The following is a 12,668-nucleotide window of genomic DNA, read 5'->3' on the forward strand; positions in this document are numbered from 1 at the left end:
GCTGCGGGATGCTGACGTTACGGCATCAGAACGTAAGAACAGCGATTTCTGGTTGGCTGTTCCTGATACCCATTTCGGTGAAGGCCTGGCCTATCTGGGAGACTGGTGTGACTCTCACTATCACCCCGTCGTGTCTGCCATCACACAAACCGATCAGGTGCTTCCACTGGGAATGCCCACTCGCAGCACGGCAGAACGGTTGGCGAGCGCGATGGTTGACGAAGTCTTTGGAGGTGTGCAGCCATGAGCCATGTCGGTAAAACAGGGTTGGTTCTGTCGGGGGGCGGTGCGGTCGGTGCCTATCAGGTCGGGGTGATAAAAGCCCTTCATCAGTCGGGCGTGGCGATAGACCTGATTTCCGGTGCCAGCATTGGCGCATTGAACGGGGCCATTCTGGCTTCGGCCCCTTCAATACAGGCCGGGATCGAGCGGTTGGAAGAGGTCTGGCAAACTCTGGCCAGTACCTCCCCACTTCGGGGGAATCCCTCTGTATACCTCAATTATCTGCTGTCAGCCGGGGTGTTATTGACCGGAGGACGTCAATGGACGTTATTGGTCAAAAGCATCGGTACCTTGGCGAAACAGGTGAATCTCACACTGCCCGCTTTTCTGCAGCAGAATGAGGGGCTCCTGTCGGAACAGCCATTGACGCGTTTGATGGATCGCTATCTTGACCTGGATGCCTTACAGAAAGGGCTGCCGCTGTATGTGTCTGTTTACGAAACGCACGGGGGAACAGTGGATCTGTTTAATTACCTGCTGGCAGAAACCGGTTTGCGGGATACCGCACCGTCACGTTTTCTTCATGTGCAGGCGGTGCCGGTAGAGCAACAGAAAGCGGCATTATTGGCCTCGGCAGCATTACCGTTGCTGTTTAAATCCCAGGAGGTCGGAGGCAAACGCTACAGTGACGGCGGTATAGGGGGATGGCAAAAAATGCAGGGTAATACCCCGGTGACACCGTTGATCGAAGCCGGGTGTGATCGGGTGATTGTCACGCATTTGAGGGACGGCTCGTTATGGGATCGGCATGACTTCCAGGAAGCCACAATACTGGAGATCCGCCCACAGTCGACTCTGGCACGCAGCAAAGGTGCCTTCTCTGGCGTGAGGGATCTGCTGGGATTCCACCCCGACACTCTCGCAAGCTGGATTGAACAGGGATACCAGGACACGTTGAAAAGCCTGGAGAAGATCATTGCGGCCTTGCAGGCATGTTCTGCGCTGGCGATGGCGGAACAGCAACTCGAACTCAGCATGCAGAAAAATGCGCAGGTAGACGAAACCCTGGCCACAACGTTATCAAGATTAAAACCATGAGTGCTCCACAAACTTCTACCAAGTATGACGAGTCTTCAAACATCAAAAAACATCAAGGAATAGGTATTATCACTATGTTGATTAAAAAAACCATTGGCGTCTCGGTAGCATTATTACCTTTTATTTCTCGTCCGAAGACATTAACAAGTACTTTTATAAAAAATACAAAGCAAATAAATAACGTACCTTTACGTTTAGCCCTACCCTGTTTAGTGCTTCTAACAGGATGCGATGGAGATATTAACACTGTCAAAAAGCAAGTCTATCCTCAAATAGATGCATCCATGACTATTGGTCAGGCACTTGAAACAAGAAAAGACTGTGAAAACGGAAGTTGGGACTCCTACAAAGATGACCGTGGGCGAAAAATAATTCAGTATACCTGCAACTTACCACAGAGATATCTGGACATGTTCAAAAACTCTGTTTCAACCAAGTATAATCTTGCCAAGGATAATGAAAAACTACAGCAAGACATTGCTATACTTGAAAGCAGAAAGAACGATGTTCCAACATTGCTGTCTTATATCAAGCTTAACTACAGTGATTTTAAGAATCTGGATACTGTTGATAACACCACCTTTAGCGAAGCGTTAAATACGTTTAGTAATCTCTCAACATGGTCAGAAACCACACTGACTGTCCCATCGAAAGAAGACGTCTGCAGAAATCGAACTTCGTGTGAGCCCTATTACTCCACAGTGGTATCAATATTCACAATGTTTAATAATTTTTATCAGCAGATCGGTTACAACAAATCCTGGAGTTACCCATGGAGTTACCACCTTGTCCCACTACCATCAGATAGCGATATCCGTGACATAGTAGGCGACGGTTACTCTGTAAAAAAAACTGAAATAACGCGTATTTTTTCAAACTTAGTCCTCCAACTGAGTCCGCACGACAATCAATACTACCCTCATCTATCATTTGATGACATTACAGCACACTATTCAGCACTTATTCCTAAAATTAATACTTTACTTGACGAAGATATATCGAAAAGAAAAAACAAGTTCGATACGTGGGCGCAAAAAGTAAATCAATCTATTGATGATGCAAATTACTCATCAGTCACAGAAAAGTTTTATTGGTACCTAGACAATAATGATTTCCCGGCAGAGAATGGTGGTACTCTTACTTTTACCAAAAATGGAAAGTCAGAGAGTTACCTAATGAAAAATAGCAGTCACTACCTCTCCGTCGCTTACCAAAATATAGCGCTAGATGAAATACCCAAGATCTACATGTCTGCTATGGGAACTCACTACTACAACACTTGGCTGATTACCTCCGGTGGAGGGATCTAAATCAAGAAGTTTACTTAGGCGAGAGAGCCATTAACGCTTTCAGTAATGGGAATTATAATTATGACATTAATTTTACAGAAAATAATAACAATGAACTCAACAATCTTGATGTCCCTAGAGGATAAGTCCATCGACAAAGAGGATTATAATGAAAGCATGGATTGAACAGTTATAATAAAGTCAACGAACTCTGGTCTATTAGGCCAGGGTTCGATAAATAAATCTTTATCTATCTAACAGTGTACACATTTACTTATTACAATCGAAATAAGAGCGTATGATAACCTTCAATTAATCAGCACATGATACTGGTTAATAATGCTAAATTCATTTAACATCTCCTGAAAAAAAATAAGAGACATGTCTGGATACTCATGTATCACACCTGACTTTTAATGCTTATTTTTTAGTATTAGCAATAACTAACTCGAGAGTACTTTATTGTATTTTTTTGAGCATTAACTCCAGAGCAAAATCAATAGCGGCGTGCAATACAGAGAAAAAACCAATAAATATCACCATGAGTTATATGTCGGTTTGTTTAATATATATTATATATACCAAGGAGAAACATTATTAATAAAGAGTAAGTTTATTATATGAGTGATTAAGAATACGTTTACAGGTAAAGTTGTTAGTTTAAATTAAATCAACATATTATTTTGATATAGATTATCATACACCAATAAAAATACTTATATAAATCCAATTATATAACTCATCAAACACCTAACTAAAATAAAATCACAATGTATGCTCTTACCAACAAAATTGGTTAGATAAAACACAACAAGCTAATTGCTAATATTTATAAAAACATTAGCAATTAGCTATTCTTGAAGTGAATACAACCACATTAATTACACTCTAGTAATAGCTTCCAATAGTCATCTTTCAACAATTGTGACTTCTAACATAGTTTTTAAATGTTTATATTTATTATATGTGCATTGCTTACTTTCAGTAATTTACCACTCCTCTACTTTTTGTTTTTCATGTCTGTAAAGGGATTGTTAGCATCATCCACCAGGATAATATTAAACGTAGATAACAGATTAGGCCAGATAACAAACCCATATATTAAAACATTACCAGTAACTCTCTAGACGTTTACCTACTGACTGGTAACACATTCTTTCTTATTATTTTAAACTGCTCTACGTGGCGTACAACGCGTTTAAAGGCTATAGCGGCATTATACTCTGTTTAATGACTTCTGATAGAAGGTATCAATAGGTAAATTTATAAGAGAGAAGTTTAATGAACTGTGTGAATTAACTCTTTTATACATTCACATTTTACAACTCCCAACACTTAAGTAACGGAAATCAGACTCACTGAAGCCTTCGTATTATCCGGCTATCGCCTATCCAGCGATTACAAAAAAAAATTCACAACCACAGTCTTTAGTCAATAAATGATTACTGTGCTGTGATAGTCATAAGTCCTCCAACGTTAATAACCCTATTCAATCATTAAGGAATAAGACAAATGAGATTAATTACCAGCCATGGCCCTCTGTGCAAACATTATCTGGATAGACTCGAACACATTATCGAGAAAGCCCTAGAGTGCCATCATCGTATATTGGCGGTACGTGTTGATTTAAGACTACCGGATACTGACATTGATATCGATACAGACGCGGCCATCGACTCGGCGATGATATCCCGCAATATGGCGTCATTAAAAGCTCAAATTAAAGCTGACCTGAATAGGAAAAGAAAAGCTAATAAACGGGTTCATCCTTGTATCCTCCACTACGTTTGGGTCAAGGAAATTAACCAAGAAGGGAAAAAGCATTACCATGTTTTGCTATTGCTTAATCGAGATGCTTACGCTTTCCTTGGCGATTACCGCAAAGAAAACGGCACTTTATCTTCCATGATTTGCAAAGCCTGGATTAGTGCATTGCGATTAGAATATCCAGAGAACAAATCTTTAGTTTATTTCCCTCAAAACCCTTGTTATTACCTTGACTACCAAAAAGCATTTAGCGAAAACCCATTTAGCAACATTATCTATCGCGCAAGTTATATGACAAAATTTCAGTCTAAGTGCCGAGGAAAAGATGAACGTTCATTTGGTAGCAGCCAGTTTTGATTGAAGATATTCGATGGTAAAGACAGAGTAAATACTGTCGAGTTAACATATTGAATCTTTGCCTTGTTCAAGCAGGCATTGACAGTTGCCGATAGAGGAAATTGATTGAAATGCCAGGAAAGTACTCTAGTCAATGACGGAAGGAGGTAAATTCCCATTTAAACGACATCGCCTCATTTAGTCCAAAGAAAACTAACTGCCTTGGGGTGTATTGACGGCATAAAAATATAAAAGTAAGTTGCTCCTGTTGCTCCCCGTCCGGGGACTTAAATGGAGTTTTTTATGAATTATATGCCCGAAAACACCGATTTCCCAAAAGAGCATTTTCCACCGCAACTTAATGGTGTAACTGAAGTCATCTCTGGCAGGACTCAGGCTCCTGTTGAGTTGATTATGGGGACATGCTTGAGTGCGATGTCGCTGGCATCTCAAGCATTGGTTATATTTCAGTATAGCGACGGACGAGTAAGTCCGGTCTCACTGTATAATGTTGTCATAGCTGAATCAGGGGAGAGAAAAACAGCCGTTTTTAATCAAGTAATGAAACCCATACTTGATTTTGAAAAACAAGCACAAAAAGCGTATTTAGAACAGGTTAATCTGTATGACGCAAACTTGCAGGCATGGAAGGCTATCAATAAATCAATCATTAAACTTATCAGGAAAAATGAAGAGCAAAGACTTGATAATACTGCTGAACAAGAAAGGCTAAGAGTACACTATACAAAGAAACCAGAACCACCGAAGCTTCCTAAATTGATTTACAATGATGCTACATATGAAGCTATCGTAAAGGGACTGTCAGAGAACATAGGGTCTGCAGGTTTATTTTCAGATGAGGGTGGTGGGGTTTTAAATGGGAGAGCACTTAATAATTCACCTTTCTTTAATCAACTATGGGATGGTGCCTCATTTGATATTGAACGTAAAGATCACCGACTTGTCATCAACGACAGTCGGTTTGTAATGCTAATATTAACGCAATTAAATGAGTTTGACAGCTTTATAAGAAAGCGAGGAGAACGTACCATAGGTAATGGTTTCTTTGCTCGGTGCTTATGGTCAGTAACAACATCGACACAAGGGCAGCGGAATTATCAGTCAGGAATTAAAAGTGATGATGACGACCTGGAACATTTTTATAAGCGGATTAATGAGCTATTAACTTTAACAGCAGAAAATACGCCACCAAAGATTTTACATTTCTCACATGAGTCGGAGGTTTATTTTACTGAGTTTCAGCGTCATATTGAAAACCAAATTATGATAGACAAAAATAAACACAATGCCTTACCTGGCATACTATCTAAAATACCGGAGAATGTCGTCAGACTAGCTACCCTTATTCACTTCTTTTGTGAGTTTGAAGGCAAAGAGATCGATAAATGCACATTGGAACATGTCATTTTTGCTGTCAAATACTATTATGGCCAGATTGTAAATTTATTAACTCAAGTGGTTGGTAAAGAAGATAGAGATGCAAAGATACTCCATCATTGGTTATTAAAAAACCCGATAATTCCAGGAAACGTTAGTCAGTGTATGGCTAAAACACGAGTCAGACGTTATGGACCGTATCAGCTAAGAGATGGTACGCGTCTTGACAGGGCACTGAAGATACTTGAGGAACATGGGCATATTTCTATTAGTAGAGAAAGGAATCACAATGGAAGCATTACTCAGATGATAAATATAAACAGGGATTGATTTTATTATATATTATACCCTGCTATTTTCTGCTACGAATAGCAGAAAATAGCAGGAATCTTAACAGATGAAATTTTGAGAATTAGCGACCTTTTGGTTTATTCAGCGGGCCGATAATGAGATCTGGCTTAAACAAGGCGTTAAGCCCCCCCTGCTTAAAGGCCGCAATAACACGAATTTTATCGTCACTTGTCAGTGCATCTGAGATACAACACCACCACTTCGCAATTTCTTCATCTGACAGGCGATTTGCATCTTGACTCTGTTTATCGCTGTACTCCTCCCCCTCTCCAGAAATGAGCCAGGTCAGCGAGCGACCAGTATGCTCTGATATAGCGAGAATGTTATCAATACCTGGTAACGTACCTGCTTTGAGGTACTTCCTGACGGTCGCTGCCGAAACATGGCATTCTCGTGCGAAAGATGCGATGGATTCATTGCCCATCACGCTTTCGAGTCGTTTACCAAAATTTTCTACACCCAATGGGGTCTGAGGCCATGACGGAACAAGAGAAATGCTGTCTTGCATAATTTTAACACTCCAGTGCATTTCAGAACAAACCATGTACTTACTTTAGCCTCCCTGACCACACACAACGCCAATATAAAGTGTGCAAACAAGGGTGAATTTATGCCAAAAACTCTCTTTTTCGTCAACTAAAGTGTGGATTTCTTATTTTAAGCGGCACTTTAGCTCTCAACCTCATCATATATCTGGTACCATTTGACTACATTACCGATGTTCTACCTACCAGGGAACAGGCTGGAAGGTCGCGAGTTTGCGCAATCAATCTGCACGAGTTTCCCTCTTGAGTGATGCCTGTGGAGTAGCCCTTAACAAATCGTTACCTACAGGTATTACCCCCATACTTGTAGTCTCACCGCTAAAACCTATGTACTCAGTGTCACCTCTCTTTTCCCTCTGTTTCAAAATGACGGTCGTCAATTATGTCAAAACCAACGACAGATGAGCCTTAGCCAGTTGTACATGACTTTCTTTGATAACATTCCTGCCTTGCGCTTTTCTTTCAGACGATAACTTTCTCCTTTGATATTCAGTGTCATCGAGTGATGCAGCAGACGACCCAGTATCACCGACGCTGAACAATTGAAGTCACCGCGGCACTAGGAGTGCCCTATGTGTCAGGCCGAAAATCCGTTTCAGCATCAATACGGTGGTTATGGCATATTGGAATAATATTGCGGGCGACCCCGCAAAGACGATGTTGCCGTGCCCGGCATGGCATGGATTGCCGCTTCATCTCCCCTAAAGTGATAGAGGTCTTGTTGTAAGCCTTCCAGTTGGTGATCTTGAACTTTTGCTTTGCCACGGTATTTCGTTGTTTTATCTGACAGAAGGAGCGAGGTCAGAGCCAATTTAACAGCAAAAATTCGATTTATCCCGCAAAGTCGATTCTTACATTACTTTATTTGTCAACAACACGGCCTAATGATCTCCCCTTTACGGTCTTATATCTGTGTTGCTGACATATTTACTCGTCAACGAGTCTTAGGGCTTTGTCTATCGCTATCTGGGCCGCTGGAGTCACTGGAGTGAGAGGCCCGCGTAATTCGTTAGGGCATAAACCACGACGTGACATTGCATACTTGATTCCGCCTGGGCTCGGTTCAAGGAAGAGGGCTTCGTGTAGCGGCATCATGCGATCTTGTATCTTACATGCAGTGGCAAAATCCCCCTGAAGAGCAGCCTTGATCATTCGCGCAAAGAGACCTGGGATCACGTTGGCAGTTACTGAGATACAGCCGTGCCCGCCGTGTGCCACATAGCCTAATGATGTGCTATCGTCCCCAGATAAGAAGGAAAATTGCTTCGAAATTACGCGTCGTTCCTGAGTTACACGGGCCACATTGCCAGTTGAGTCTTTTATACCGCAGACATGGCGTAATTCTGAAAGTGCAGCAATTGTTTCGACTTGCAGTTCTTGACCTGTGCGTGAAGGAATGTTGTATATGATGATTGGCAATGACACCATCTCGTCAAGCGCACGGAAGTGCTCAATTACTTGTGATTGTGTCGGTTTATTATAATAGCCAGTAGCGTGTAGAATACCACTCGCACCCGCATTCTGGGCACTAACACTGAGATGTATTGCTTCAGCAGTGCAGTTGGACCCTGTACCCGCAATGATCGGCAGACGTTCTCGAGCCATCTTTACGGCATGAGCAATTATTTCGATTTGCTCTTGATGACTGAGAGTCGGACTCTCTCCTGTCGTCCCACATATGACTAATGCTGAGGATCCCTGCTCAACATGCCAATCGATCAGATTGTTTAGGATGGTAGTGTTCAGCTTGCCATTTTCCAAGGGAGTTACAAGTGCGGGGATAGAGCCATTAAATTGGTCCATAGTAATCCTCCTATCGTTTGATGTTTTAACTCAGTGTTAAGGTATGTTCTTTAACATAAAAATCGCTTAAAAATAACTTGTTAGAATCCTATTTAAGCATGCTCAAATAGCTTCTGTCAGTTTTTTCTGGACGTAGCGGTACGACGATTTTATCTAAATACCACAGCAACATTCTACAACACTGTGTGCTCTGTACAACATCGTGTAAAGTACTTACCCCATCACGACTGATTTTTTCGTTCGTTTTGAAAGAATGATTGATTTTATTCTTAGGTAGAAAATATTTTTGGCCTGAATAGGCTTTATCCGTTAATACAGCTTTCGAACGTAATTTCAGATTCCCACTTAAGCCACCCAATCTATTTGAACAGAGGCTCATGTATTAATTCTCATAAGCTCTCCCACCGCCAAGACAAAAACTCGGTGGTAATCCTACAATGTATATCACCAGATAAATTTAAGTACCTAAACAGGCCAGAAAGCCCCCTGCCCACTAACTCCTTTTCGTCCAAAATTTATCTCTCCTGAGCTTAGGCACTAATGAGAGTAGTTGTGAATTCTTTTCCATGTACGGTACCACCAGAGTAACCGCATGAATGCAACAATTTTAATCAACCAGGCCGGTATTCAGTCACACCTTGCCTGCTTAGAATTAAGATTGTATATTTAATGTTCTAAATTCGTTTTTTCATGCATTTGCCCTGACGGCACCACTCGGGCGAAGGGCAACCTAACAAAGCCCTAAAAGATCCCATCCGTCACCTGCCTATATGCAAAGTAGGAATGACTACCTCTGGAAGTGCCTTTTTAGGGTAGTATACGGGGTAAATCAGCACACATGCATAATAAGAGAAATCATAACGGATCAAATCAAAAAACTCCTGTAGTTGAAACATATATCAGATTGCACAAAAAAACAGTTAAGGGATATCTCTGCCTCGCTCTTATATCTATTGTCTGATCAAACGCAAAGTAATTTGGAACAAGAGTATTCCTATTAATATTGAGGTGCTAATAACGATGCCAAGTGTTCCAACATTAAAGTGGTCATTTAATGCTCCAATGACTATCGAAATGCTGAAGCCACATAGTGCAATTATAAGGTTCATGTTACCTATGTGCCGATATACGTGCGAAGAAGAGTTACTTTTACTAAGGAAGATCAATTTCGGGAAGAGCATAGCATGAAAGAAACCAAACCCAACGGCACCAAGTAATACGAATGCATGAGATACAGGCGCAAAAGCAAGCAAAACAGAGGCTAGAAGCCCTGCGCTCAACAGAGGAATAGCGTCGGAACCAAAGCGTATAGCTGGGAAAAAAGTCATTGCGACTCGTGCGATGACGAGCGTAATGGTGGCACATAAAAAGAATAACCCACTACTCAAATGGTCGGATATGACTTTAGGGGCTATAAATAGACTAATCAAATTACCAGCTACACCAATACTGATTGAGCCAATCAAGAACAACTGACGATGGCGGCTGATATGGCAAGATTCTTCCATATGAATATTGGCCGAGGGCTTCTGTAAGACTGGTTCTTTAGTTGAGCGTCTTAATAAGTTATTACTGGTAATTAAGAGTATCGCAGCTATGGTACAAAAAATGGCAAGTACAATAAAAAGATGAAAAACATCGGATCGCAAGAGAAGATACTCGGCAATGCCTGGACCCATTATGGATGCCAAAGGAATGCACAACGAGAAAATACCGAATGCAGACTCTCCACGTTTAGCAAGTGCTTGCCGCCCTAATATCATGACTGCAGGCACAAAGATGCCAACACACAGGCCCTGTACTACACGTGTCAATAGCATTGTCTGCCAAGACTGAATAGATACTGACTGTAGTATAAACATTGCAGCCGTCATAAGAGCTGCACCGCTCGCAAGCACTGCTGGGGAGCGTCTCTGGACGATTGCATCAAAGACTCGATTGCCAATAATGGCTGGGACAAAATATGCGGCAATCACAAAACCTTTGCCCCATTGCATATCAAGATAGCGTTGTAGGATTACATACAACAACGCATTAGCACTCACGCCTATGAACATGCAAGTACTAGCAATACCAACCAGCAATGCAGCTATTATTAGCTGGTGGTCAGAATAAAACCGAGTATTTGTGAGCGACTCCGGTACTGTGTTTGAAACAATTTGCTCAGACGAGTTCTTCATGGTGCAGTCCCTTCCTCGAGCTCTTGCCAATCAAGCTTCGCCGACACTGTATTTGCAACCTCATACACACGATTTTTTACTTCTGTTTCTGAGCCACCGCGAACAATAAATGAACAAATATTATCTATGCTTGCGTTTGCAGCATTGAACTCCTGAGGCAGATCCATACGAGTTAACTGAAATTGGACAAGGCCCTCAACAGTGATGCTGGTTGGTGCATGTAAAAGCCTGCCACGGCGCGGTGGTATCAACCCAAAACCGGCTAAATTATTACTTACATTAGACGGCAGTTCAGAAGGCAACCCGCATTCGACTGCTGCAACATATCGATCCAGATCGAAACCAGTAATGAGCTTTATGGTGTCGCGAATCCTCGCTCCTCCTGTTCGGATAGCTATTTCGCATAAGCTTATGTCACCATTCGGTAGTTCAAACAATTCAATATGAAACGATGCTATTGCGGGAAATGGTAATCCAACAACTAATTTATTAACATATGCTTGAGCGCGTGCGTAAGCTAGTGAATCACGATCGAGCATTACGCTACCCACGAAATCACCATCTTGGAATGCAAGACAACCATTGATATAGCGAGACGGAACAGCAAACGCCACACGACCATTCTGTACGATCCCATCAACGTGAAGCATCTCCCCTGTGACAAACTTCTCTACAATAAGAAAAGAAACGTCATCGAGCGAATGCAGAAACCGTGTTGTAGCGAACGTTTCAAGTTCTACCTCGTCATGGATTACCTGGACACCTATGGAACCTGCTCCCAATCGAGGTTTAACTACAATAGGGAAACCATGATGGCGGGCAAACTCGTAAATATCAGTATATGATGCAGCTTGGGCTGAGCAAGGTACACGTAGTCCAAGTTGTCCTACAACCTGCTTCATGATTAATTTATCTCGAAACAACACAGCAGCATCGGACCAAAGGCCTGGAATTGAGAGATATTTACGCAAACGTGCGGCACGCAGTATATCGAACTCACTCTGAGCGATAATTGCTTGTAGTGGATGAATTGAATTGAGGTCGATCACAATCCGTTCCAACTCACCTGTACTATCATAGTCTTTAAGAAAGTAACACTTTGCATATTTCGAACGGAGTTCTTCCTGATAACTATCACCAATACCCCACAGGTCAAATCGACCTGCATGGATAATAAGTGCAGATTCAGGCATCAACTCTGGGAACCACTCATGATATGGATTTGGAAACGCACGCGGTGGAACCCGTACTAAGAATACATATTTGATCATAGACAGACCGGAAGTGGTGATAAAATTTTAAATTGTCAATAGTAGACATCGGAGGTAAAGCCACCTCGATTATTTCCTACCACAGACGCCATAATGTCGGACATATCAGTAATATAATCATCTTGTTTCAAGTCATTTGAATCTCATAGGCAACCAACGTAACTAAAACATCTACTCCCCCAACTATCTGTCCAAATGAAAACTCTGCTTGTTCTTTTGCATATTTTGTGCAATAGCTCTCATTAAAAAGTAATTATGTTAAAAAATCACGTATTAGCTCAGTGACACCGCTATCTTTAGTACATTTTATTAACATAAAACAATCCATCGGCATCCATGTCAATAGCGAATTTTCTTTTTTCAAATACTCCAGCCACCAAGTTAACACTTCGTTAAAAAAAACCACGT

Annotated in this window: 9 protein-coding genes and 2 pseudogenes; 5 read left to right on the top strand and 6 right to left on the bottom strand. The window is 41.6% G+C overall.

All coding sequences use genetic code 11. The annotated features are described in order from the left end of the window. The 5 genes from WG891_RS22675 to WG891_RS22695 all read left to right on the top strand — a co-directional run. A partial coding sequence (locus WG891_RS22675; RefSeq protein WP_337264566.1) for a diguanylate cyclase regulator RdcB family protein occupies positions 1 to 247 on the top strand: 247 nt, incomplete at its 5' end. Beyond that, positions 244 to 1,320, top strand: coding sequence for a patatin-like phospholipase family protein (locus WG891_RS22680; protein WP_337264565.1), 1,077 nt, complete (start codon positions 244 to 246; stop codon positions 1,318 to 1,320). The genes WG891_RS22675 and WG891_RS22680, both read left to right, overlap by 4 nt. After that, a complete protein-coding gene (locus WG891_RS22685; RefSeq protein ID WP_337264564.1) occupies positions 1,317 to 2,630 on the top strand; it encodes a hypothetical protein in 1,314 nt (437 codons plus the stop codon). Before WG891_RS22680 ends, WG891_RS22685 begins: the two co-directional genes overlap by 4 nt. A gap of 1,491 nt (positions 2,631 to 4,121) precedes the next feature. After that, positions 4,122 to 4,733: an inovirus Gp2 family protein gene (locus tag WG891_RS22690; RefSeq protein ID WP_337264563.1), complete on the top strand. Its 612-nt coding sequence runs from the start codon at positions 4,122 to 4,124 to the stop codon at positions 4,731 to 4,733. A 282-nt stretch (positions 4,734 to 5,015) separates the two neighbouring features. Further along, on the top strand, positions 5,016 to 6,440 hold the full coding sequence (locus tag WG891_RS22695; RefSeq protein ID WP_337264562.1) for a YfjI family protein: 1,425 nt from the start codon (positions 5,016 to 5,018) through the stop codon (positions 6,438 to 6,440). An 82-nt stretch (positions 6,441 to 6,522) separates the two neighbouring features. Here WG891_RS22695 and WG891_RS22700 read toward each other — a convergent pair whose 3' ends face one another. The 6 genes and pseudogenes from WG891_RS22700 to WG891_RS22725 all read right to left on the bottom strand — a co-directional run bounded on the left by WG891_RS22700 (position 6,523) and on the right by WG891_RS22725 (position 12,260). Continuing rightward, a complete protein-coding gene (locus WG891_RS22700; RefSeq protein ID WP_337264561.1) occupies positions 6,523 to 6,969 on the bottom strand; it encodes a helix-turn-helix domain-containing protein in 447 nt (148 codons plus the stop codon). Between the two features lie 422 nt (positions 6,970 to 7,391). Next, a pseudogene (locus WG891_RS22705) lies at positions 7,392 to 7,541 on the bottom strand (ATP-binding protein); the annotation flags it as partial. 31 nt (positions 7,542 to 7,572) lie between these two features. After that, a pseudogene (locus WG891_RS22710) lies at positions 7,573 to 7,771 on the bottom strand (hypothetical protein); the annotation flags it as partial. Between the two features lie 162 nt (positions 7,772 to 7,933). Beyond that, positions 7,934 to 8,809 (bottom strand): 4-hydroxy-tetrahydrodipicolinate synthase, encoded by an 876-nt coding sequence (gene dapA, locus WG891_RS22715; RefSeq protein ID WP_337264560.1) that lies wholly within the window; start codon positions 8,807 to 8,809, stop codon positions 7,934 to 7,936. A gap of 950 nt (positions 8,810 to 9,759) precedes the next feature. Then, complete coding sequence (locus tag WG891_RS22720) at positions 9,760 to 10,989, bottom strand: MFS transporter (protein WP_337264559.1); 1,230 nt, start codon at positions 10,987 to 10,989, stop codon at positions 9,760 to 9,762. Then, on the bottom strand, positions 10,986 to 12,260 hold the full coding sequence (locus WG891_RS22725; RefSeq protein WP_337264558.1) for an ATP-grasp domain-containing protein: 1,275 nt from the start codon (positions 12,258 to 12,260) through the stop codon (positions 10,986 to 10,988). Before WG891_RS22725 ends, WG891_RS22720 begins: the two co-directional genes overlap by 4 nt. Positions 12,261 to 12,668 lie beyond the last annotated feature (408 nt).

It is taken from the genome of Serratia sp. MMO-28 (assembly GCF_037199905.1).
GTDB lineage: Bacteria > Pseudomonadota > Gammaproteobacteria > Enterobacterales > Enterobacteriaceae > Chania > Chania oryzae.